Origin of the sequence: Kineosporia sp. NBRC 101677, assembly GCF_030269265.1 — a bacterium.
GTDB classification, from domain to species: domain Bacteria; phylum Actinomycetota; class Actinomycetes; order Actinomycetales; family Kineosporiaceae; genus Kineosporia; species Kineosporia rhizophila.
In genome coordinates, this window is sequence record NZ_BSTA01000021.1 from 31672 (window position 1) to 55554 (window position 23883).

13 protein-coding genes and 2 pseudogenes are annotated in these 23883 nt (G+C 68.8%); 3 read left to right on the forward strand and 12 right to left on the reverse strand.

What is annotated here, in order from left to right; genetic code table 11:
• Positions 1-617 precede the first annotated feature (617 nt).
• The gene (locus QSK18_RS34590) at positions 618-1958 is read right to left on the reverse strand and encodes a replication-relaxation family protein (protein ID WP_285628413.1); all 1341 of its coding nucleotides are present in this window, start codon (positions 1956-1958) and stop codon (positions 618-620) included.
• A 246-nt stretch (positions 1959-2204) separates the two neighbouring features.
• Positions 2205-2910, reverse strand: a pseudogene (locus tag QSK18_RS34595) (helix-turn-helix domain-containing protein); the annotation flags it as partial.
• A gap of 155 nt (positions 2911-3065) precedes the next feature.
• Here QSK18_RS34595 and QSK18_RS34600 point away from each other — a divergent pair.
• From QSK18_RS34600 to QSK18_RS36155, 3 genes and pseudogenes are all read left to right on the forward strand, one after another.
• The gene (locus QSK18_RS34600) at positions 3066-4502 is read left to right on the forward strand and encodes a NucA/NucB deoxyribonuclease domain-containing protein (protein WP_285628416.1); all 1437 of its coding nucleotides are present in this window, start codon (positions 3066-3068) and stop codon (positions 4500-4502) included.
• A gap of 93 nt (positions 4503-4595) precedes the next feature.
• Positions 4596-5195: an SMI1/KNR4 family protein gene (locus QSK18_RS34605; protein WP_285628419.1), complete on the forward strand. Its 600-nt coding sequence runs from the start codon at positions 4596-4598 to the stop codon at positions 5193-5195.
• Between the two features lie 368 nt (positions 5196-5563).
• Positions 5564-6338 (forward strand): annotated as a pseudogene (locus QSK18_RS36155) (transposase family protein).
• Positions 6339-6355: 17 nt separating this feature from the next.
• Here QSK18_RS36155 and QSK18_RS34620 read toward each other — a convergent pair.
• The 10 genes from QSK18_RS34620 to QSK18_RS34665 all read right to left on the reverse strand — a co-directional run bounded on the left by QSK18_RS34620 (position 6356) and on the right by QSK18_RS34665 (position 23649).
• A complete protein-coding gene (locus tag QSK18_RS34620) occupies positions 6356-7423 on the reverse strand; it encodes a hypothetical protein (RefSeq protein WP_285628429.1) in 1068 nt (355 codons plus the stop codon).
• 600 nt (positions 7424-8023) lie between these two features.
• Positions 8024-9355, reverse strand: a complete 1332-nt coding sequence (locus tag QSK18_RS34625) for a replication-relaxation family protein (protein WP_285628432.1) — start codon at positions 9353-9355, stop codon at positions 8024-8026.
• A 436-nt stretch (positions 9356-9791) separates the two neighbouring features.
• Complete coding sequence (locus QSK18_RS34630) at positions 9792-12965, reverse strand: type IV secretory system conjugative DNA transfer family protein (protein ID WP_285628443.1); 3174 nt, start codon at positions 12963-12965, stop codon at positions 9792-9794.
• Positions 12962-14974 (reverse strand): VirB4 family type IV secretion system protein, encoded by a 2013-nt coding sequence (locus QSK18_RS34635; RefSeq protein ID WP_285628446.1) that lies wholly within the window; start codon positions 14972-14974, stop codon positions 12962-12964. The genes QSK18_RS34630 and QSK18_RS34635 overlap by 4 nt, the downstream gene beginning before the upstream one ends.
• Positions 14975-15192: 218 nt before the next feature.
• A complete protein-coding gene (locus QSK18_RS34640) occupies positions 15193-16713 on the reverse strand; it encodes a PrgI family protein (RefSeq protein WP_285628449.1) in 1521 nt (506 codons plus the stop codon).
• A gap of 226 nt (positions 16714-16939) precedes the next feature.
• Positions 16940-18646: a conjugal transfer protein TrbL family protein gene (locus QSK18_RS34645; protein ID WP_285628452.1), complete on the reverse strand. Its 1707-nt coding sequence runs from the start codon at positions 18644-18646 to the stop codon at positions 16940-16942.
• A complete protein-coding gene (locus QSK18_RS34650) occupies positions 18646-19431 on the reverse strand; it encodes a pilin (protein WP_285628456.1) in 786 nt (261 codons plus the stop codon). The genes QSK18_RS34645 and QSK18_RS34650 overlap by 1 nt, the downstream gene beginning before the upstream one ends.
• Positions 19432-20544: 1113 nt before the next feature.
• Entirely contained in the window at positions 20545-21171 is a 627-nt protein-coding gene (locus QSK18_RS34655; protein WP_285628459.1) for a hypothetical protein, read from the reverse strand.
• Positions 21172-22700: 1529 nt separating this feature from the next.
• A complete protein-coding gene (locus tag QSK18_RS34660) occupies positions 22701-22949 on the reverse strand; it encodes a hypothetical protein (RefSeq protein WP_285628462.1) in 249 nt (82 codons plus the stop codon).
• Between the two features lie 541 nt (positions 22950-23490).
• Complete coding sequence (locus QSK18_RS34665; RefSeq protein ID WP_285628465.1) at positions 23491-23649, reverse strand: transposase; 159 nt, start codon at positions 23647-23649, stop codon at positions 23491-23493.
• Between the last annotated feature and the right edge of the window lie 234 nt (positions 23650-23883).

The following is a 23883-nucleotide window of genomic DNA, read 5'->3' on the forward strand; positions in this document are numbered from 1 at the left end:
GATAACGAGTGCCAGGACCGTCCCGACCGGTTGTTGCCGGCCATTGTCGGCTGGGTGGCCAGGGTCGCCGACGATCAGGGGCTGTTCGGGCCCGGTGGCCTCGTCCTGGCGTGGCTGGCGCTCGCAGGAGCCCATGTGCGTCTGCTCGCCAGGTTGCCCTGCAGCGTCGGGTTGTTCGCGTGGTGTTGGTGACGACAAGTGCACGCTCCTTCGTGGTGGTGGGATCTGAGGTGAGCTGTGAAGCCCGAGTGCGTGGAGCATGTGAAGGTGCAGTGGTGCGGATCCGGCTTCCCCGGTCTGAGGCCTGTCTCTCGACCAGGAACTGGTGGAGGTGGTGACGGGCACGCAGGCACAGGAAGGGCCGGCCTTCCGGCGCCGGGGCGTGTGCCGACGGATCGGCGTACGCGCAAGGCGCTGTCAGGTGGTGCTGGGTGGTGATGGGTGGTGCTGGAGAAAGGACCAGCCTGGACGTTGCCGGCGCACTGCCGCACCCACGGGTGGGCCTTTCACCCCACCCGTGGGGTGGGCGAGGCGCTGTAGCAAGGGGCGATCGGTGAGTCGTCCTGGCCCGTGCGGCATCTCGGCGACATAGGTAGGACGGGCAGGGATTCGGTGAGTCAGCGGCTGCCCAGCCCGAACAAGGGGTCGTCCTGGGGACGTGGTGGTCCTGGGTCCCACAGACGCTGCGAGCTCGCGCGAGTTTCGAGGTCGGACAGACTGACTCGGTGCCCCGCGGCGGCCGAGATCAAAGGTGGGCCCGGGTCGCTCGAATGAGCGCCGGCAGGTTCTTGACCGGCGTCGGTGGGGTGTGCCAAGTTGGCGCGTTGCCGTGCGCGGGGCTCGAAGCCGTCCATGGGCTGCCAGATCTGACCGGCCGGCCCCAAAGGGTCATCAGTGATCCGTTCACGGCTGGTGGTCAGCACCGCGAGCGGTGAGCCGGCTGACTGAGTCGTGGAGGCAGCCTGGTCCTGGCGCCACGCATCGGGGGGTCCCGGCATCGCGTACGGGTGGGCTGCCGGGCGGGGCGGGGCTGCGGGCCAGGTGGGGTTCGAACTGCGCCGCTGGCGGATGTACTCGTGCAGGTGCCGTTCACGCGCCCGGGTCGGTACCACGATCAGCACCGGCCAGTCCGGGCCTTGACCCTCGCCGCAGAAGTTCTGGTACGGGCCAAGTTTGTCTGCCAGCTGCCCCAGGGGCTCGGTGCCCCGGTCGTATTCGAGGTAGAACCCCACCTGGACGAGGCCGGATCCCCTGTCGCCGGGTAATTCCACAGTGCTGGTCGTCTTGTCCCCTGCTGATGGGGCGGGTCCGCTCCCAGGGTCGGCAGCAGGGTCGGCAGCGGGGCCGGTCATGGGGTGGGCCGCGAGGGTAGTTGTGGGTAGGGGCGTGTACTCCCAGACGCCGTGCCCGTCGGGGTGCACGTGTGCGCCCACCTCGCGGGCGGTCCGGGCAGCCGACCACCAGCGGGCCACACGAGCCGCCCCCGCCGCTTGCGTCGGCCCGCTCGCAGCGGCCATGTCCGGCTGGTGGGGGGATATCGCTCGTGTGGCAGCGATGAGGGCGACGAAGAAGTCGTGGATGCCGTCGGTGTGCTCCAGTTGGGAACTGGCGGCGGCTTTCTCGTTGCGGGTGCGCACGGCGCGCGGGGTGGGTTCGCCTTCCTCGGCGGCGAAGGCCGCCCACCGACTGCCCCACTGATCCAGCACCCAGTGCTCAGGCAGGCGCCGCCCGGCCCGCTGAGTGTGGAAGTTGGTGACCCACCCCTGGCGCCGTAGCCGCGCCAGGCGTCCCCGGGCGCTGTCAGGGCTGGCGAACAGCAGCGCGGTGATCTGCGGGCTGGTGAGAGTGGTGTGCTCGTGCAGCAACTGCATGAGCACGTGATCGCGTGCGGACAGCCGCTGCAGGGCCTGCAGGTAGGCGCTGCGCGAGCGCCCCCGGGCAGCGGAGGTACCGCTCATGCAGGGCCCCGGCAGGGAGCGCGGGCACAGCTCGTCACACCGTGCGTGGCTTCGGCAGGCTGCCTGGTCTTCCCCCTGTCGGGGTATCTCCTCCAAACAGGAGATAGTCGCAATACGCCTTCACGTCGCCTCGCACGCTGGTGGGCCTTCTGAGCTGGCCCGTTGCCCTGCCGGCGCCCCACCCGGGACGTGTGGCGCCCGGGCGGGTCCGGCACGGCTCACGCCGAGGTTGTTCATGGCTCACAGGAACGCGCCGGATCGGTAGCAGGAGCCGTTGCCGGTGACCACTCTGGTGATGCGCTGAATGCCGTGCGCAGCGAAAAAGGCACGGACCCGCGCCATGGAAACGATGGCGGTGATGGTTTTCTCGTTAGGCAGGTGCTCGGTATAGGCCAGGCGGCAGAAACCGTCGATCGCGGTGTGAAGGAAAACGTAGCCGGTCCGGACACCTTGATCGCCGAGGCGATGTGGACGCGGGCATCCGCTCGCCGGGAGGGCTTGTGCGCGGCGCTGCCGCGGCCGTGGGCCTTCCATCCACCGCCCTCGGGGATCCTGCCGAACTTCTTCACATCGATGTGGATCATGTGGCCGGGATAGCGAGCGACGATCTTCTGAGCCCGTTTGCGGTGGGAAGAACTGGACGGGTCCAGGTCACGGCGGCGGCTGATGCCGAGCTTGCGCAGCCAGCGGGCCACGGTTGCCTCGCTGATCCGGATACCCTCGGGCTCAGCTCGGTGACGATGGCCCGGGTGGAGAACTTCTTCTCCCGCCGCAGATGCTCGATCTTGGCGATGACCTGCGGCGATGTCTGGTTCGGGCTGACCTTCGGGGCGCTGGAGGTATCGACGAGGCCGACCTCGCCCAAGCGCCTGTAGCGGTTGGTCCACTTCGAAAGGCACTGGCGGCTGATACCGGCCTCGGCCGCGACGTGAGCGATCGGACGGTGCCTCATCGTTGGCTGCGAGCGTCGGGCGACTCGACGGAAGGCGCACGAGAGCGGCCGAGCTTGGGCCACCCGCGTGATGATGTCACTGTCTGTTAGACCTTCTAGGTACTAGAGGTCCGGATGTGCACAGGTAAACCTCAGGTCGTGTTCACCTTGTTCTCATGCGAACGAAGCGCAGGAGATCCCTGCTTGGAGCCGCTTTGGCGGTTCTCACTGCTGCATCGCTGGTCTCGGCCGGTGCTGTAGGCCTGGCGTCAAGTGCCGCAGCGGCCACGACCGGCAAGGTAACACCGGGTGATCTGATCGTGGGTACCTGCTACGGCGGGCAGAGCTCGGACGCCACGCCGTGCTGGGCATTCCAGATCGACTACCCCAATGTGAAGGACATGGCGGTTTGGTACAGGACTGCCGCCGGTGACGAGGGCGACTTGACCTGGAAGACCGGCCAGCAGCGGACCCAGAACTCAGCCGGGTTCTGCATGGAGGCATGGCAGCGTGGGGTCACCGACCCGATGGACATGACCTTCTCGCTCTACTCCGGCGGCGACCATGTGGCGGACCTGCCGGTCAAGGACGCTGTGGCAACGCCCTCCGATGTGACCGCGGCTGCTCTGCTGCACCAGATCAACCGGCTGAGCCTAACCGATGTGTCCCGGATGAACCTGTGCGTCGAGCTGGGACGCCTTTTCCCTGCAAAGGCTCCTGACTCCAGCGTCCCGTACATCACGCAGGCCTGCCTCGCGGAAAGGGCGGCCGAGGGACGGATCAAGTTGACCGAGTTGCTGGTCAGCGCTGGCGCGGTGGCGGTGTGGCAGACCTTGTACAAGATGGACCACCCCGACCAGGACCCCTCCCCGGGCCCGTGTACCACTGCCTGCCCGAACCCGGACCCGGTCGACCCGGACCCGGTCGATCCGGACCCGGACCCCGTGCCGGAGCAGTCGGAGCGGGATCGGGTCATCGAACGGATCCTGGAAAAGTTTCCCTCGATGGACTTCAATGATGCAGCCGGGGCCGCCGATACCTGCCTGGCGACCCAGCAGAAGCTTCTGACCGTCGAAACCTACTCAGGTCCTGGCAGCCCGTGTCTAGAGGCCAACATCTTCTTCCCGGGCAGCAACGCCGGCGGTGCAGCGATCCACGACCGTGACGTCATCTCGGCCAACCCCGAAACGGCATGGCTGACGTACCGCAGTCCTGAGGACCGAGACACCATCGACGGTGTCCCTCACGACTGGTATATGCGAGCCGGTTTGGTTACCGACCGCCGGTGCGTCGACGCCCCAGCCGGAGATGACCTGGATTGTGACGAGTACCCCTTCTACTCCACGATGGAAGGTGGTCCCGGCAAGGGTTCGCTCAGGTTAGTGCCCTTCAGCGAGAACCGTTCAGAGGGAGCGAGTCTCAAGAACATGCAGAACGATGACGCCTGCAACATGGCAACTCGTACCTGGGGATCTGGCAGCACGCAGTACCTCGTGGTCCCCGTGGCAGTGCCTCCAATTGAGGACGGTGGCCCCTACGGTGGTCCGCGGAGTTTCCACATCTGCGGGAACGAGAAGTACCCGCTCATGCCCCCCGGCTGGGGCATCAACTAGTCCACGCGCACGGGGTGGCGCTGACCTCGGTCGGCGCCACCCCGTGCGTCCTGCAACCGAAACGGACCTTGGGGGCGTAGAGCCATGGGCGTCGTGAGAGACCTGCTGCAGGAGCTCAATGATCGGTGGGCGGAACAAAGCGCACCGATCGCTCGGTACCTGTTGCCGGGCGCGACAGAGCAGGAATTAGATGAAGCCGAAAAACAACTCGGATTCCCGCTGTCAGCGGAAGTTCGCGATTGGTACGGCTGGCACAACGGATATGACCTGGTCCCCGGTCTAGCTCCTCAATGGCCTTCGCGCAAACTCCCCGGCAGCCTCAAGGAAGCAGTGCGCGACCATCATGCAAGTCGCGCTCAGGCTCGCGAGTTCGCCGAGGAAGCCGGCGGCGTCGCCGAGTGGAACTTCGGCGCTACCTGGGTTGCTCTGACGCGTCCCGGCAAGCAGATGGTTGTCGCCGACAATGACCGGGCAGGTCAAGACTCGCTGGCTCCCTCGGCTCTTCGGCTCATCATTTTCGACGAGCCGGAGAAATGGAATCCTCCCCGTCTGCCTTCGTTGATGTCCCTGCTGGAAGCCTGGCTGACCTTAACGCAACAGGGCACGTTGCGTTTCAACCCGACGGTTGGAGATTGGGAGGAGGACTGGAGCGCAGTTCCCCAGCACCTGCGCGTCCGTGGTCTCATCCTCTGACGTATTGATCATTTTCCGTCTTACGAAAAGTATGATTGAAACATTCTTGCCTGTTTCGAGGAATGATATCTCACACCCGATCGCTCCGGGCGCCAGTATGAGACACCGTAGGGCTCGTGGGGGGAGTGTGCGCCTGAAGGCTGCCCGAACTGTCCGGCAAGTTCGATCGGTCTCGCTGGGCCTCCTGAGAATTTCCGAGTAGGCCCCCAATAAGTGAGCCCATGCCAACCTCCTGAGTCATAGGGGTTACGGGGGCAGTAAGGGTGCACGTGGCGGTGGCGGGAACGTGAGGAAGCTCCTGGTGGGATCCGGATTGTCGAGATCAAGAACCACCACCAGGAGCTTCGTGTGCTTGTCTATCGCTCGGCATGAACGTGTCCACCCGTTCGCTGAGGTTTGTGACGAACGCGCTGCGCGCCCACCGCCAGCTGAAGACCCGCTGGCGTGTGTTGTCCTCCCACCAGCAAGCTTTGATGCTGATCGCCTATCTGAAGAAGGGCGAGACCTACCGCGGCCTGGCCGCCAGGTTCGGCGTCGGTGCCAGCACGGCCTTCCGCTATCTGCGTGAGGGTCTGCAGGTCCTGGCAGTTCTGGCCCGAACCTGGAACAGGCCATCCAGGTCGCCGCGCGGAAGGCGTACGTGATTCTGGACGGCACCCTGCTGCGGATCGACCGGGTGGCCATGGCCTCGAAGGGCGGCCGCATCTACTACTCGGGCAAGGCCAAGGCTCATGGGGTGAACGTGCAGGTCCTTTCCGACCCCGTCGGCCGGCTGATCTGGGCCTCACCTGCCCTGCCAGGCGCCCGCCACGACGCCGGAGCCGCCCGCGAACACGACATCCCCAACGCCCTGGCCGCAGCCGGGATCGACGCGTTCGCCGACACCGCTTACATCGGCGGTGGCCCCACCATCACCGCACCGTTCCGCCGGCTGCGCCAGGACCGAAACACCCATCTCTTTCGACGCCAAGAACTCTCCGCTGGCCAAAGGCCGTCAACACGTCCATCTCGCAGATGCGCGCACCGGGCGAGCGAGCCAACGCTGACCTCAAGAGCTGGCGGATCCTGCTCAAGATCCGCTCCAGCCCAGTCCACTCAACCGTACTGGTCAACGCCGTTCGAGTCTTGATCCTTAACAGCTGATGGAAGTTGAAATGGGCTCAGTCAGCCTCCCCCAGGGCGTCCACAACCCAGATCAGCGCCCCTGCCCCCCACGGGACAGCCTGCAGCAGGTTGGCTCCACAGATGAAGGTGGCGGTGGGACACCAAACGCCCGATTCCCTTAGCGAACTCCAACAATTCAAAGACGGCGAGCTGACGGCCACAACGCTCTGGGCGCGCGCCAGCATGGGCTGGGCCGGTAACGCCGTAATGGCGCTGATCAGACTGTCGAAGACCCCGGCTGCGATGCACGGGCGCAACGGGGTGACCTCGAAGGCCGTGGTCCCGTGGATCAGGAGCCACCGTTCCTGCCCGTCAGCCAGATTGACCAGACACAGGTCGCCGTAACGAAACGCCGTCCCCGCCCGGAGGGGCTCGGCGCCGATCCCCTCAGCCAACTGCGGCACCGACCAGCAGACATTCAAGTCCTGCTGATCGAACTCATGCGCCGAGCCGTCCGCGAGCGGGCCCGCCACCAGAGTGCTTCCGTGGTGGCGGCGCAGGTGCTCGCGGGCTATCTGTGCCCACAGCTGCACCTGGCGATCGGGGGCCAGGTGCACCACCCGCGCGTCGGTGGCAGCTCCCTGCAGGGCGCTCAACTGCAGGGCGTGCTCGTAGGCTCGTTCCCATCTTGTGTAGCCCGTCGCGTACGGCGCCCAGGCGTGCGGTGAGGCCGGGCTGGTGATCTGCACCTGATAGGCCCACGAGCCCATCAGGTGCTCGACTGCGATCTCCGGAACGTCGCGGTAGCCCTCGCTTCCCGTGTAGGGCGCGACGAGATAGGCGTCCCCGTAGACGCGCTGGCGAAGCCTTACACGGCGATCGTGCAGCCAGGCGAACGTCGTCGCGCGCTTGTTCTCCAGCACCGGCGCGTTCTGCTGCAACGGGTTCAGCAGGGCGTCCGGGTCCGGACGTCTCCACACCAGGACGGCGTCCAGGTGCGGGCAGTCAGCCTGCAGGTCCGACCCTGCCGTCGGTAGTCCCTGCCCGTTGGGTGCGTTCAAGGGAATGCTGTCCAGACGCACCGGCCGATCGCGCTGGTCGGGGATGACCAGTGCGAGGACCATCCCGCCAGGTTCTGGCCGCCCGCTGTGAGCGGCGTGGTCAGGGTTGCCGACGAGCATGGGCTGGCCGGGCTCGGCCGCCTCGTCCTGGCGTGTGTGGCACTCGCAAGGGCCGGGGCACGTCGGCTCCGGGGGGTTGCCCTGCGGCGTCGGGTTGTTCGGGTGGTGTTGGTGATGACAAGTGCACGCTCCTTCGTGGTGTTCGGATCTGGGATGAAGCCGTCAAGGCTCGGGGTGTGTCGCATTCGAAGGTGCTGTGGTGCGGGATCCGGTTTCCCCTTGTTCGGGGCCTGTCTCTCGACCAGGAGACTGGTGGAGGTGTGGACGGGCGCGCAGGCAGAGGAGGGGCCGGCCTTTCGGCGCCGGTGCGTGTGCCGACGAACCGGCGCACGCGCAAGGCGCTGTCGGGTGGCGATGGGTGATGCAGAAAGGACCAGCCTCGATGTTCCCGGTGCTACGGCCTGACCCACCGGTGGGGCTTTCACCCCACCCGTGGGGCTAGCCCCACAGGGCGAATGGCGGTGGTGAATGGCGACGCCCGGCAGGCCAACCTGGCCCGTCCGAGCTGGCTGGCTCAGGCAGACTGGTTGGATCTCGGCGGCCTCAGTGGTGGCCGAGCCCGAACAGAGGGTCGTCGTGGAGACCTGGCGGCCCTGGGTCCCAGAGTCGCTCCGAGCTCGCCAGGGCTTCGGGGTCGGACAGGTTGACGCGCCCTGCCGCCAGCGAGGCCAGCGAGACACTCGGGTTCTTCGGGTGGGCGCCAGCGCCTCTATCGCCGGGCTCCGCCGGGCCGGCCTGATCGGCCGAGTCGGCGCGGTGCTGCTTGCCAGGTTCGAAGCCGTCGATGGGCTGCCAGATCTGGCCGGCGGGGCCCCACGGGTGGGCGTTGATCTGTTCACGGCTCGTGGTGAGCACTACGAGCGGCGAGCTGGCTGACTGAGTCGAGGAGGCGGCCTGGTCCTGCCGCCACGCGTCGGCGCTCCCCGGCAAGTCGTACGGGTGGGGTGCTGCTCGGGTCGGGGCTGTGGGCCATGTGGGGTTGGAACTGCGCAGCCGGCCCACGTGCTCGTGCAGGTGCCGTTCACGCACCCGGGTGGGTACCACGATCAGCACGGGCCAGTCAGGGCCTTGGCCTTCGCCGCAGAACTTCTGGTACGAGCTCAGTTTGTCTGCCAGCTGACTGAGGGTCTCAGTGCCCCGGTCATATTCGAGGTAGAACCCCACCTGCATGAGGCCGATGCCCGTATGACCGGGTACCTCCACGGTGTCAGGCGTCGCACTGGCGCCTGATGCCGCGGAGCGGGTCGTGGGGCCGGTCGTGGGGTGGGCCGCGAGGGTAGTTGTGGGTAGGGGCGTGTACTCCCAGACGCCGTGCCCGTCGGGGTGCACGTGTGCGCCCACCTCGCGGGCGGTGCGGGCGGCCGACCACCAGCGGGCCAGCCGAGCCGACCCAACCGCCGGTGTCGGCCCAGGCAGCCCGCTCGACCCGGCCGGTTCCGCATCGTGAGCGGATGTGCGCCGGGCAGCAGCGATGAGGGCGACGAAGAAGTCGTGGATGCCGTCGGTGTGCTCCAGTTGGGAACTGGCGGCGGCTTTCTCGTTGCGGGTCCGCACGGCGCGCGGGGTGGGTTCGCCTTCCTCGGCGGCGAAGGCCGCCCACCGACTGCCCCACTGATCCAGCACCCAGTGCTCAGGCAGGCGCCGCCCGGCCCGCTGAGTGTGGAAGTTGGTGACCCACCCCTGGCGCCGTAGCCGCGCCAGGCGTCCCCGGGCGCTGTCAGGGCTGGCGAACAGCAGCGCGGTGATCTGCGGGCTGGTGAGAGTGGTGTGCTCGTGCAGCAACTGCATGAGCACGTGATCGCGTGCCGACAGACGCTGCAGGGCCTGCAGGTAGGCCCTGCGCGAGCGCCCCCGGGAGCCGGGCCCGCCGCTCATCCGGTGCCCCGGCAGAGACCTCGGGCCCAGCGCGTCACACGAGGCGTCACACAGCGAGTCACACCGTGAGTGGTCCCGGCGGGCTGCCTCGTTTTCCCCCTGTCGGGGTATCTCCTCCAAACAGGAGATAGTCGCGATACCCGCGCGCGCCGCCTCGGACCCTGGTGGGCCTTCTGAGCTGGCTCGTTGCCCTGCCGACGCCCCACCCAGGGCACGGGGCGAGCGGTCGGGTCATGCACGGCGCCAGCACGCCAGGCCCACCACGCGCTCACACGGTCCGTGCCCGTCGCGTTCCTCGCCTTCCGTGACCCCTTCGTGGCCCGCGGTGCACGCTCTGGCCGGTTCACGTTCGCGCCCTCCGGCCGATGCAGGCTGGCGCCTCCATGCCGGACGCGGGTGCCCTGGATCGGCCCGTGCTGGCGGGGCCGGTGTCTGCTCATGGCTGGTGTCCGGTGAGTGGTGGCTCCGATGCTCCGGATGCACCGGTTCCTGTGTCCGGGCTCGTATTCGGGCCTGTATGCGGGTCGGGGTCCGGGTCGGTGCGTGGGCTGGCGAGCGGGCCGGTCTTGCGTACGTGATCGCGTACCCGCTGGCGGGCGGCGGGGTTGCCGTCGGGCAGGGGCATGGTTTTCAAGGTGAAGGCGCGGGTCTCGCGGTTGCCGGCGACCAGGCGGGCGGCGGCGGTGTAGGGGCCGAGGTGGGACAGGTCGCGCTGGTCGAGGTCGGGCAGGGTGTGCCGTTCCAGTTGGGCGGCGTCCTCGGGTGAGCAGGTGAACAGGATCTTGTTGCGGGCGTTGGCGGACAGGCTCTGCTGGATCTCGGTGGGTAGCTGGGCGAGGTTCTGGTGGGCCAGGACGAATGAGAGGTGGTAGCCGCGGGCCTCGGCGAGCATGTCGCTGACGCCGCCGGAGAGGTTGAGGATGTTGTGGGCCTCGTCGGTGTAGACGGTGGCGTCGCGGCGCTGGTGTTCGGGGATCGCGGCGCGGGCGATCGCGGCCTGCCACACCGAGGCCAGCAGCATCGAGCCCATGAGCTTGGAGGCGTCCTCCCCCAGCTGGCCTTTGGGGATGCGGGCGATGAGGATGCCGCCGTCCAGGACGGTGTTCATGTCGAACGTGGACTCGGGCCGGCCGATGGTGTGCCGGACGAAGTCACGCAGCAGGAACGAGCGCAACCGGGCCAGGACCGGTGCGATGACCTGCGAGCGCAGGCCGGCGGGGCTGGATTCGTACCATTCCCAGAACCCGCCCAGGCCGGCCGGGTCGTCCAGGTCCACCGTCATCCGCGAGCGGAACTGTTTGTTGTTCAGCAGGGCCGGGATCGAGGTCAGGACCGGGCCCGGGTGACGCATCAGGGTCAGGCACGAGACCCGCAGCGCGTCGTCGATACGTGGCCCCCAGTGCCGGGCGAAGATGTTCGCGAAGATCGCCGCCAGGTTGTCGACCTGCAGGGCCGGGTCAGCGCCGGGACGCACCTGCAGCGGGTTGAAACCGGCCGAGCCGCCCGGCTGATCGGGGTCGATGAGGATCACCCGGCTCACGGCGTGGGCGGGCATCCGGTCCAGCACGTCCAGGGCCAGGTCCCCCTTGGGGTCGATGAGCACGACCCCGCGGCGGGCGTTGATGTCGGTGAGGATCTGCCGGCACAGCAGGGTGCTCTTGCCGACCCCGGTGGAGCCCAGCACGTGCAGGTGCTGGCGGGCATCGGCGACCGCCACTCCCACGGCCCGCCCGTCGGGGCCGCTGCGCCCCAGCACCTTCACCCCACGCCCGCCCGAGGCCACCACCGTCGGGGCCGGCACCGAGCGGGCCTGAGCCCGGTCCAGACCCGGCACCGCCACATCGGTCGGCAGGGCCGCCAGTCCCGCCAGTTCCCCGCCGCCCATCACGAGCATCTCGCCCATCTGCCGGTTCTCCAGGGCACGCCGCGGCGAGCGCAGGGGCCTGGCCACCAGGCCGTTGCGCTCGTCGTGGACCACCAACGCCGCCGCCAGGGCATGGGCACTCAGGTTCAGACCGGCCAGGATCCGCTCCCGCTCGGCCCGACCGGCCGACCTACCGCGCTCAGTTCGCCCGGCGCGTTCGGGGTGCCTACTGAGGCGGGCGAACGTACGCAGTCTGCCGCCGGTGCCGGCAGGGGGCTGCTGCTTTCGCGGTGGGGCGGTGTTCTGTCGGGTCTGGGTGACGGCGATGCGGATGCTGACGTCCCACAGCAGGCCGGTGCGGACCTTGTCCAGGGCGGGGCCTGCATCCCGTTCCTGCAGGGGGCTGGTGGCGGCCCTGTGCGCGGGCGCGCCGGTGCTGCCCGTCCTGGACCTGCTACCGGCGCTCGTCCGGGCGGTGGGGCCACCGGTGACCGCGGAGAAGATGGCCTCGATGACACTGAGGACGATCTCCATCACCGTCAGGACCATGGTGCCGATCAGGGACAGCGCCCCTGCGCTCGCACCGGACAGCCCCGTTCCTAACGGCCCACCGTGCTGTTGGGTGCGGCCGGTCTTCAGGCCCACGGCGCCGGCGCGAAGGCGCGCCACCTGACGGCGTGAGGGCCGGCGCACCAGGATCTGCACGCAGGCACTCTGGTCGGCCCGGAACGAGGCGCCTTGTTCCAGCAGCGCCCGCATCGGGTCCACCCGGTGATCGGATGCGGACCTGAACGTGTACCAGCCGGGCAGCCGCGCGCTCACCTGCCGGCCGACCTCGAACACCTCGGACCCGGGGGTCGCCTGCGGGGCGCGCATCGTGCCCCGCCGGCGGGCGACAGGCTCCAGTCCCTGTGCCGGAGCGGCGGGGCTGCTACCTCGCCTGTCTCGTCCCCTGTCCATGGGTGGGCCTACCTGTTGGCCCTCGGGTTGGCCTTCGGGTGGGTCTTCCGGTTGGCCTTCAGAGTGTTCCGGTGGGGTGCGCGGGTGGTGGCTGCCTGGTCCCTGAGTCTGCGCAGGTGGGTGGTGGGGCGTCGGCGTGTGGGAGGCCGCAGCGTCGGCGGGCCCGCCCAGGACGGGGATCGGTGAGGCGCTGGGGCGGATGGTGGTGCTCGTTCCGGGCCAGGCTGCGCGAGCGGCCGCCGCGATGGGACGGACCGGGACGCTGGCCGGGACCCAGACCACGATCGTCAGTTCGCGCCCCACCCAGCGCAGTTCCCAGGCGATGTAGGCGGGCCCGTAGACCAGGCGCCGCCACCCGCGGCGGCGCAGGAGCCCAGCCACCTGCGACCACCACAGGTCGACGCCGTGCGCATCCACCTCGGCCGGCGGCAGGATCAGGATCTCCTGCGCCCCCTCCAGGGCCCGGCGCCGCTGCCATACCTTCCAGCGCCGCCACAGGTGGGCGCCCTGCGCCAGGAGCACCACGGCCAGGACCCCGTACGCAGCCACCTGCACCGGATGAGCCCGCACCGCCTCGAGCGCGCCCGTCCAGACCCGGGCCAGTGCCTGCAACACCTCTCCGGCAGGGTCCGAGAAACCGGGCCGGGTCTCGGTGTTGGCGGCGTCCAGGACGTCCACAGCGAGAGCGTCGAGCCCGGTGACGGCGACGGTGTTGCTGTCGGCACCGGTGAGGTCCTCGCTCCAGCGCAGAAGCCTGTCCCCGAGCGGGAGTCCGTGGACGGTCACAGCTCACCTGCCAGGTCGGGCTCGCCCTGGTCGCCGAAGACGTCCTCTGCCTCGTACAGCTCGTGCAGCTCCTCCGGTGGAGCGCAGGCGATGGCGTGCTCGGCCGGGGAGGCGATGATGTCCACCGGCACCCGCGCCCCCGCCAGGAACAGTCCCTGCCCGCGCCTGGCTGCGGTCAGGAACTGCGCCTCCCCGGGGCTGAGCGCGCAGGCGCGGGTCAGGTCATCGATAGCCTGAGGGGCCTGACGCAGTAGCAGGAGCGTCGCCGAGTTCGCCAGCACCACCTGCCCCAGTTCGCTGCCGATCAGGTCCACCACGTCCGGGGTGATCAGCATCAACCCGGCGCGGCGCTTGCGAGCGGTCTTGGCCAGCCGGGCCAGGAACCGGGCCCCCGCCGGCTCCGACAACAGCGTCGAGGCCTCATCGACGACCACCAACTGCCGCCGGTGCGCACCAGGCAGGCCGTCGTGGGAGGCACTGCGCTCGCCGCTCGGGCGATCGACCGTCCGCCAGATCGCGTCGATCGCCAGCAGCATGCCCACCGGACGCAACTCGTCAGCCAGCAGCCGCGTGGTCCACACCACCAACTGCTCGCGCCCCACGTCCAGGCCTGCCTCCACGCCGCTGCCGTCGTGGCCGGGCTCCCGACCGGTGGTGAACAGTCCCTGGTACGAGCCGTTCACCCACGGGGCGATGCGAGCCATGAGGTCGGCTGCGATCTGTGCTGCGCCGTCGTCCCTGCCGTTCCCGTTGCCCCTGCCGTTCCCGCTGGCCCTGCCGGTCATGCCCGTTGTGCTCGCCGCACCCGGTGCGCCTGCAGCCGTGAGGTTCCCTGCCGGCGCGAACTTCCCTGCATTCCCTGAATTGCCTGCATTCTCGGACGGCTCTGACTGACCTGCCCTTTGGGCGAGGACGTCGAGCAGGGCCTCCAGTGACGGCGCCGGCCTGCTCCAGGTGGCGGGGTCGGCGTCGATACCGGCCCCGGCGTAGGTAGCAATGACGGCCTCGTCGAGGACGGCGCGTTGCTGCGGCCGCAGCGCCTCCTGCAGCATCACGTCCACGAGCGTCTGGACGAACAGGCAGCGGCGGGTGAAGGCGTCCGGGTCACCGGACGGCAAGGCCAGCGGGTTGACCCGGATCCCGGGTGCCCCCAACTCCAGCACGAGGCCGTCGACCTGGCGGGCCAGTTCCAGGTACTCGCGTTCGGGGTCGATCACGCACACCCTCACGCCGTTGTACATCTCGCGCAGGATGGACAGCTTCACCGCGTACGACTTCCCGGCCCCGGAACGGGCCAGGACGACCTGGTTGTGGTTGTCCAACTGCCACCGGTCAGCATCGACCACGCCACCGGTGAACAGGTTCAACCCCACCAGCACCGGCGCCGACAGCCCAGCAGCCCCACCGGCAGCCTGGATCTGTGTGAAGACCTCGTCGCTGTCCGGGGTCTGTGCCCCCGATTCGCCGGGCCAGGCCTGCAGCTGGCGCCCCGGCGACTGCGACAGCGACGACGATTCGAGCACCGGTAGTGGTGCGGGCAGGTCCGCGCCGGCCAGGGGGCAGGCCGCCGCCAACGCTGCGGTGTCCATGATCCGCCGCATCGGGCTGGCATCGGCCCCGATCGGCAGGGTGGAGGTCCAGCCCTGCTGCTGACGCCAGGTCATCACGTGCGTGTCCATCAGCATGGACGCCGCGTGGGCCTGCACCCCGGCCACCTGGGCCTGCAGGTGTTCCAGGCTGGTGGCGTGCACCGTGATCAGGACGGTTGTGGTGAACAGCCGGCTCTCGCCCCGGGCCACCTGATCGGCCAGGTCACCGGCGTCCTGACTCACCGCCTCCATCAGCGGGTCCTCCAGGCTGCCGCGCTCAGCGCGCAGGCGCCGCCCGGACTCCATCCGCACCCGGCGCCGGCGGATCCGGGCTGCGGCCGCCTGAGCCGGCACCGGATCGACGTGGACGGCCACATCGAGCACTCCCGGCCACGACGTCAATGGCTCCAGCCACGCCATGCCTACCTCAGGCGGAAACCCCGTCACCGCGAGCGTTGTCGACCAGGTCGAGCCCACCTGCAGATGCGAGGACGCTGCACGCACGACACCCGTATCCGCAGCGCCCTGCGGCGCCGGCACCCCGAGCGCCTGCCGGGGCCGCTGCCCCTGTCGGCGCTGCTGCCGCTGAGGACGATCTCCTGCACCCTCGCCGCGCTCGCGGCGCTGCCGCCGGCCCATCACTGCGGCCTCCGAGCGGCATCGTCCGTCTGCGGTCTGATCGGGTGGAACAGTCGCTGCCTACCGGCATGCGCTGCGGTGCTTACCCCCTGAGCCGTTCCCGCCTCGGGCTCTGGCTCTGCTGACGCAGCAGCCGCCGCGTCCACGCCGTCAGCCTGTGACGTGTTGTGGCGCGCCTGTCTGCGGCCATCCGGGCGCGGCACCTGCGGTTGTTCTTGTGGCCAGGGCCTGTCGTCTGGGTGCGACGCCTCCTGCGGCCACGTCGAGTCAGGCCATGCTTCGTCCCAACGATCGCCCCATTCGTTGTCCCAGGGCTCACCCTCAGCCTCGTCGTCGTCGGCTCCGTCGGCTCCGTTCGCTAGGCCGTCATGGGTGGAAGAGGCGAACGCGTAGTCTCCTTCCAGACCGCCCGCGAACAACCTCGCCGTGGGCCGGGCGGCTCGGGAGGGCAGTCGGCAGGGGGTCCAGGAACTGTGTAGAACCTCCCGGACCTGCCCGCCGTCGAGGACCTCAGCGCTGACGCCCAGTGCCTGCAGTTCGCCGGCGCTGCGGTGGGCCCGGGTCAGCGCCTCGGCAGCAGCGCGATGCGAGACGGTCACGCCGCCTGCGCTCGGTGGCCGATCCGTGCGGGCGCGGCTGCTGAGCCGGGCTCGCAGCAGGGAGGGCATGTGAGCTACGAGGTGGGTGAGATGTTCGGCTCCAGTGCTGACGCCGCCGCTGCAGGCAACTAGGACGCTGCGCTGAAGCGGCCTTTCGGACTCATAGACGTCCAGCAGCATCTCGGCGTGATCCAGGGCCAGCGCCGCCAGCAGCGGGTTGTCCAGTTGGCCGGCCGCGACAGCGACGTCGCTGGCCCGGGAAGCCAGGTCGGTGGGCCGGCTACGCACCAAGATCTGCACCGGACCCGCCAGAGAATTCAGCCAGCGTCCCATCCCGGCAGCCAGGACCGCTTCCTCACGGTTGGTCGACAACGCCGTCATGATCGTGGTGCAGGCGATCAGCGCGACGTGGCGGCCATCGGCGTGCACGAGCACCCCCTCACCGGTCACACCCGCCAGCGGCGCAGTCGCCGACCTGCCCCTCCTGGCCGCCAGGCCACCGTCCTGCTGGCGTGAACGCCGTGAACGCCGCGAACGCCGGCCAGCGACTGCTGTTTCACCGGGAGAAGCATCACTGCTGTTGGGGGCAGGAGTCAGGTCACGAGAGGTGGTCATGGTGCGGGGGTTGAAGCGGTAGCGCAGCGCCGACAGCAGCCACCGGTCCAGGCCCAGCCCGTCGCGGCGGGCCATCACCAGGGCCAGGGCGAGCGCGACGACAGCGCCGCTGGCAGTGAACAGGACCACGGTCGGTACCGCACCAGGCAGCGTCTGCCAGACCAGCAGCAACGGCGATGTCAAAACCCCCAGGCTCAGCAGTTGCCCGGCGCTCAGGCCTGCCATGACTTGCTCGGCAGCATCAAGATCGGCCGGTATGCGGGCACGGACCCGTTCGTCGAAGTCCTCAGAAGCAGTCGATGCCATGAGCAAAAAGTCCTTTACGAAACGAGGAAGAGGTCGAACAAGCGAAAGTGGTTCTGAAACAGGCCTTCATGTGCGGTGAGCGCCATGAAGCGGAAGCAACGGGAACGACGTCGTGCTCGCACGCGGCGAGCGTGAAGCTCGCTTTTGGGGTGGCCCGGTCGATCGGGTCGCGTTGCTCGGCGGCACGATCGACCGGGCGTGCGGTCGCTGGCGGACGGGCGGCGGTTCAGGTGCCCGGAGGTGGCGGAGGTGGTGTGCGCGGCCGACGCCGCACAGGCGGTGGGGGTGTGCGGGGCTGACGGAAGGCCCGGGGCGCCACCGCCTGCTCCCGCCTGCTGTATGTGGCCGAGGGGTGCCTGGCGGCCGGGCGAGCCCTGCCGCCGGTCGGGTCGGCGCGACGGGTGTTGCGGGGGATCTGCCGGCCCGTAGCGACGCCCTGGTCGCCTCCGCGCTGCACGGGGCGCAGGGACCGTGGCCTCACCTGCGATGGGCCCGCCGGGCTCTGCCCCACCCGGGTCACACGCGTCGGCGCCGTCTGAGGGCGCCGGTCGCGGCGGAAGACCGTACCCCCGCCCGAGCGGGCCGGTTTCGTGCCAGGGGCCGCGCGCCGGACGACGATAGTGGGGTTGCCGGCGGTGCGGCCGGGCAGCGGCGCTGGCGGCCTCGCACGCCGTACCGGCGCGGACTCGTCCAGCAGACGCCCTGCTTCCACGCTCCGGGCCTGCATCTGGATGACGGCGTCTAACTGCCGGGCGGTCTTGGCCTGCCCGGCCAGGCGCGGTGGCTGCTGCGCCTGGGCGAGGGCCGGGCGCCCCCGCAGCCGAGCGTTCCGCTGCTGCTGTTCACGTCGCTCCCGGATCAGTTCCTCCTGCCAGGTGGCCCGGGCCCTCGTCGACATCTGCCCGAGCGCCAGCGCCGTATGCAGGCGAGGCGCAGGCCGCAGACGGCGGGCTGCATCACCCCACTGCCAGATCGCAGTCGTAGGTGCAGCGAACTGACGGCGGCGCCAGCGTGCCTGCACTGCCCTGACCACCCAGCCGCCCGGGTGAGTCCGTGAACGCAGCGCCCGGTTGACCATCGTGTACCGCAGGACCATGCCCACCACCGAGCGGTTCCCGGTGCCGCCGGTTCCCAGGAAACGTCCGATGATGGACGGCATCCGCATGACGACGATCAGCAGGCACAAGATCATCAGCATGTTGGTCAGGACGTCGGAGTGATCGAACGAGCCCACCCCCGACAGGTCGCTGCCCGGGTCCAGGAGCATCTCCAACCCGAACTGCAACGCTCCTGCCTGTGCGACGACTGTGACCACGACGACGCCCAGCGACTGCCACCAGGCCCTCGCCACCCCGTCCAGCCACGGCAGACCATGACAGGCCAGCGCCAGCGGCGCCAGACCCGTCAGCAGCGCCAGCCGGATGAACCGCGACAGCCACGTGATGAGCAGCGACACCAGCAGGATGACAATGACCACCTGGATGACCAGCAGCAGAAGAATGGACTCCGGCGCTTTCGCGATCTGCTCGAGCATCCCCTTCGAGGCGTCCAGACGCTCCAGCGCCGCCTCGCTGTCCGGTGCCAGGGTCGCGATCAGGGCGTTCGCTGCCCTCGTGATCTGCTGCACGACCCACACCGCCAGGTGCGAGGCCACGAACCCCAGGACGGCCCGTTCGATCAGGCTCTTGGCGGTGTAGTCGCTCTGGACACCGCCACGGGCCATGAGGACGACCCCGGCCACCATGATCACCACGACGTACCCGACCTGCACCACGTCCAACGAGCGCCCGGCCAGCACGATCACCGGCTGCTGCGCAGTGACCTCCGGCACCCGCAGGACCAGCGTCTGCACCAGGATCAGCAGCCGCGGCACCGGGTCCAGCACCGGGCCGACGAAGTACTGCAGAACCTCTTGGACCAGCCAGTCCCCCATCAGCCGACCCCCAGGATGTCCTGCAACACCGAGACGATCTGCGGCGCCAACAGCGCCAGGGCGAACCCCGCGCAGGCAGCCCCGAAAGAGGACTTGGCCCGCTCCACGCCGCTGGGTTCCCGCGCGAACAACCACTGCAGGCCCGCATACGTCAGCAACAAGATCGCCAGGCCCACGCTGATGCTGCGCAACCAGTTCGTCGCGTTGTTGATCACCGTGGGCAGATCATCGGTCTGACCGGGGTCCTTCGGCTGGGGGTTCACCGCGAACCGGCTTACTGCGAACTTGGCCCGCATGGCCCGGTCCGCCGTGGACCACGATGGACCGGAGCGGCTCACCGATTCACCACTGGCTGATCCAGCCGTGAACCGTGCCCGCGCGACCTGCTGCTGTGCCGGATCATCGGCGTGAGCCGCACTGACCTCTTGGCGGTTCACGGGCACCCGGTTCATCGAGCCGGTGATGGTCCACGGCCCTGATCCGGCGCGGGCCCAGACGCGCGAATTGATGACGGCCTGATCCCCTGTGCGCTGCACCGCGAGGGCCGGTCGCGTCAGCGTGCGCGCCTGGGGGCCTTCTCCCCCGCATCCAGCGTCGGTCCAGTCGGTCCGGGCCTCACACTCCCGGCTGGCCGTCCCCTCGCTGACCTGCGAGATCACATGTGCTTGGCCCGGGCCGGCCGGCTCGGTGCGAACGCAGTGGTTCACCGAGCAGACCACGGCCAGGACCAGGGCCAGCGCCCCCAGGATGGCCAACTGGACCACCAGCAGGACAAGGCCCACCACGACGATCCGCCGACCCCGGCCAGGCCGGCGACCACGCCGCCCTCGGACCACCCGGCCGCCATCAGACGCTCCACCGCGCACCGCCCTGGACCGCCCACCCTGGCCCACACCAGCCCACGGCGTGGACCGCCGGCCGGCCCGGTGGACTGCGATGTGGTCCATCCGCGCTCGCGCCGACCGGATCCGCGCTCGCCTGGTGAACCGGGCCTGGCCCGGTCCGTGGTCCACGCGCTGATCCGTGAGCCGGACCGTGGGCCCAGACTCAGGTTCATGTCGCGACCGATGCGTGGCGCGGTTCGTTCCAGTCAACCGCCGCATCATCCGGCTCATCACCCGGCCCGCGCCTTCCCTGCCAGAACGCCGCCCACCGGCTGCTGCACCCCGTCGGTGCCTTGCGGCAGGAGCGTCCTTCCTGCGCTCGGACAACGCGGCGGCGCGGTGAACGGGCCCGGGCGCCAAAGGCCGCGGCCTGCGCCGTCCGGCCCGCGCGCGGGCACGACTGGCCCGCACCCTGCGGGCCCGAAAGCGCCGATCGTGCAGCCGCCGGCGCGGCACCTGGCGCGCCGGTCGTGGGCGAGGCCGACGCGCCGGCATCACCGATGACGAAGGCTCATCGAGGTCACGACTCAGCGGGATCGGCTGGCCCGGCACCTGCAGGTCAGGCGATACGTCTGGCTGGAACGGATCCGGCTCGCAACCGTCACCAGGACGATCATCGCGAGCATTACCGGACTCCTGCGTCATGGAACACCTCCACCCACGGCAGCTGCCCGCGCTCATCGCAGGCACGCCGACCGCAGGCCGGATCGTGATGGAGCCCCGCCGGAACACTCAGACTCCGGCCAAGGCCTGGGCATGAAACACGCGAGGTCCCCACCCGGCCCGACCCAGCAGGCCGGGACGAGCGAACGAGAAACCCTCACCTGGAAAGAGCCCACCCATAGGCCCCACTCATCACGCCCGAAGCCGAGAACCACCCCACCGTCGGGCTACCAGACAACGCAGGCGCCCAACCACCACCCCAGCGCCCCCAGACGTCAGCGCCCGGCCGCCCCGTCGACGCTCAGGATGGCCCTGCCCCATGAACGCCGAACGGGACAACCGCATCGCGACTTACAGCTCGCCGCGGAGGACGGCGTTCGCCACCGCGAGCTCGGCCCGACGCCTGCGGGCCGACACCGCTGCCAGGCTCACGCCAGCCCGTACTGCCTCCGCACGCAGCGGGTGTCCCTCCAGCCGCGTCCGAGCAATCAGCTCACTGTCCTGCGCGCAGATCAGCCCCGCCCCAACCGCTCTCCACAACACCAGCTCCGGATGCCCCTCAACTGCAGCCGCCCGATCCCCGATCGGTGACAAGCCGTCGTGGGCGCCGCCCCCGGCATCCAGAGTGCGCAGCGCGTACCGGCTCGCAGCATCCAACAACCTCCCCAACACACGAGTCTCCCTGCCCACCTGACTGCTTGCGGCCTGGAGCTCGATCAGGAACCCGGTCAGGAGCTCACCGTCGATGTCCTCGAGCGCAACGTCGGCCGGTCTTAACTGCCGGTGCAGTAGGCCCGAACGCCGCCGTAAACCTGGCAGGGCCAGCCATAGGCATGCCGGCAGCCACACATCCCAGGCTCGTCGCAGACAGCGCAACAGTTCCGTCCAGCACCTGTCCTTGAGCCCCGCCGGGGTCGCGGTATCCAGCAGCAGTCCACGCAGCTCTGGTAGCTCCAGCAGGCCGACGGCTTCGCCCACTCCGAGGCTTCGTCCGTCAAAGATCGGCCGGGTCCGAACCTTGGACCACTCCAGTCCCGCCCGATGTACCCCGCTCAGAACGCTAGGGGCACGCCCATGGAAGTCTTGAGGTACGGCCTCCCCGCGAGAATCACGGTCGATCTCGACTTCGGTTGTTCCTTCTGTCTGGCTCTCTGTCATCTTCAGCGACACACCTGCTCCTGGCTTGTCGACAGCAGTCGTGGCGAGACGCACCGACCAAGACCATCCGCGCACTCGGCGCGTCTAGATGCCAGAGCAACCACGGCCCCGACAGGGCCACGGCAGGCCCACAGCAAGCCTTTGGGCGCAGTCGTAGCGCAAAACCGCTCTACCCCAATCGGCGGGCCCTCGGCGCATGGCCTGTCCGGTGCTGCTCTAGCGTCGAGTTAGCACCTGTCCCGTTGGCCAACCGGTGGCACCTGAAGACGTGCGTCGCAGCAGCCGCCACCTACACGTAGTCGACGGGCACTACCTAGATTGGTCGCCGCCCTACGGGTGGGCCATCCGTAGCCCCACTGGGAGACTGCTCGTGGGCCTATCGGTCGGCCTACCTTCGTGAACGTGCCAAGGCCCCGGCGACGGGCCGCCCCTGGGGTCTGAAGCAGCGAAGCTGGTCGATTGCGCGGACCATGAGGGCGAAAGAGATGCGGCAGGTGCGGGTACGCGAGTCGTCGGGAGCACCGTCCACGAACATCCGGTCACCAGCGACAACATCTTGGAGCCACGGTGGCCTAGACGTGCTGGGCGACCGGGATGACCGTATCCAGGGCACGCAGCGAGTGCGCATTCACTTCTGGTACGCCGTGAGCACCAGCCGCCGCGGCAGGCGCTTCCGTCTAAGCACAGGGCTGGCTCGGGCAAGGCGAGCACAGTGGAATGCAGGAGACCGCAAAGAGTGCTTGCATCGTTGCTCGATGGGACACCACTGTTCAATCTTGTGCGTGTCCACGACCCACCGGTGGTCATTGCCAGGGCCGGAGACGGGAACGTAGACATTCACGTAAGGTGGGGGACAAGGCGTCAGGTGCTCATCTGAACCCGTCGCCCTACCGGGCTGCGTTCCGACATGGCGTGAACGCGCAGAGACGGCGGCATCCGATAAGGATGCCGCCGCTTTCTGATTCCCGGCGCTGCGCTCGCCCGACTGCCGTTGAGGCAGGTCGCCCCCAGGTACACGTCAGAGTGTGACGGCCCGGAACGTGGCAGGCCAGAAAGTCAATGATTCCGCTGGGATGCCGGGCGTGGTGGCGCAGGGCCCCAGCGAGGTTGGCGACACCGTTCAAGCGGTGAGGGTCCAGGGTTGCGGATCGCAGAGTGCCCATCGCGTGGCACCGGTGCTGATCTTGGCTGTGGCCCTCATGGACTGTCACGTCTCTATGCCAGTGGCCCCTCAGCAATCTCCGCTTTCAGTTAAGGCTCAAGGTGTGAACGCGTTGACCAGAACCGAGTTCTTCAGGTGCTGCTGCTGGCCGGCGTAGTGACGACCTGCGTCTGGAGGCGTTGGAAGATCAAGGAATGCTCTGGCTGTGCGTGTTGTACGTGTTGGCGCTCAAGGCCCGTACGACATCGTCGCTGATCATGAGCTTGCTGCAGGGGCCCTTGCTGTAGGGGCCGCAGTAGATCATCTTGCGGCGTTGTTCGCTGGGATACAGCTGGCGGACCTTGTGCACGCCCACGACCCACGAGTGGCGCCATTGCCGGGCGCCAGCCGGCTGGCTGCTGGTGCGTCCGGCGCGGCGCAGCTGGAAGACGCGCACCTCCGCGACGGCGCCCCGGGGCGGTGCGCCTCGCAGTTGGCGGCGCAGCCGGTTTATTGCTCGCAGCGGTGGGTGGCCAGGGGTTCGACAGAGGCAGGGGCGAGACTGATCATCGTGGAGCCCAGCGCACCACAGGCTGAATCGGTTTCGCGCCGCAAGATCTGGTTCGGGACGCGGCGTGGGCCAAAGGCCGTGGCGGTGATCCGTGGATCCCCAACCGGCGAGGGCTGACGTGGCTGACCCGGCGACCACCCTGCGGGGCGCGGTGGACACCGACGCCGCTCGCGCCAGGCGTAGTAGCCCGAGCGGGACACGTCGAGTTCCCCGCACATGAAAGCGACAGAATACCCGCCTGACGCAGCCCAGTCCGCGATCGCAGAAAAGATTACTGCTGGTCTTTCGCGAACCAGGTCGCAACTCTTCTTGCGAAGTCGACCTGCATCTGCAGCTCGTTGATCTTGGTTCTGCCGTCCTTGGCCTGCCGCCGCAGCCGCTTCAGTTTCCGACGCTCGTCATCATCCAGCGGCTCCGCCGCCGACTGTTACTCCCGCTCCTGCCGTTCCATCTTCACCCACTTGCCGAGCGTGATCTCGTGGACGCCGACATTCCGCGCGACCTCCGCGACCGTTTCCCCACCGATCACGTACGACGTCGATTGTGCCTCGTACTCGGCGGTGTAGGAACGCCTCGTTGAACCCATCCCGGAAACTCCCGACAGATCGGGCAGTCACACCAGGTGTCCACTCAAGCGGGAACGGTCCACGACGACAACTGTCCGGTCAGACGGTGTTCGAAGATCCCACCGAGGACACATCCAGCACTTGGGCGGTCAGAGCTGCAGCAACACCAAGCAGAGGTGGTCGATGCGGCAGCCCAAGCCGCCGGGTTGCCGACATTGTCTCGGTCTCGACCTGCAAGGGCACAGGTCTGGACG